This is a genomic window from Flavobacterium cupreum, assembly GCF_003996965.1.
Taxonomy (GTDB): Bacteria; Bacteroidota; Bacteroidia; order Flavobacteriales; family Flavobacteriaceae; genus Flavobacterium; species Flavobacterium cupreum.
Genome location: NZ_QWDM01000253.1, coordinates 1 through 283 on the forward strand (window position 1 = coordinate 1; position 283 = coordinate 283).

1 protein-coding gene is annotated in these 283 nt (G+C 64.7%); it reads left to right on the top strand.

Annotated features, from left to right (window positions below):
• Positions 1-283 (top strand): hypothetical protein (locus tag D0817_RS27335; protein WP_497756114.1); only part of this gene is annotated, 283 nt, incomplete at both ends.

The following is a 283-nucleotide window of genomic DNA, read 5'->3' on the forward strand; positions in this document are numbered from 1 at the left end:
CGCCCGGCGAAAAGTCGAACAAACGCAGCGGCGTTCGCCGTGTCAACAACCTGCCGATCTACATCATGTGCACGGGCTTGGTCATATTCCTCCTGGTCATGATCCTCGTCGCTTCGGGCCGGGCGGAAAAGCAAAATGACCCTGCGCAGGGCCGCGGCGGCGAGCAGGCGAAAGGCGGCGACACCAACATCTTCGCGAGGGAGATCGCCGGCAACCAGAAGGACGGGATTGTGAAGGCCAAGGCGGCGCCGCTCGTGGTGCCGGACCTGAACGCGCCCCCTGG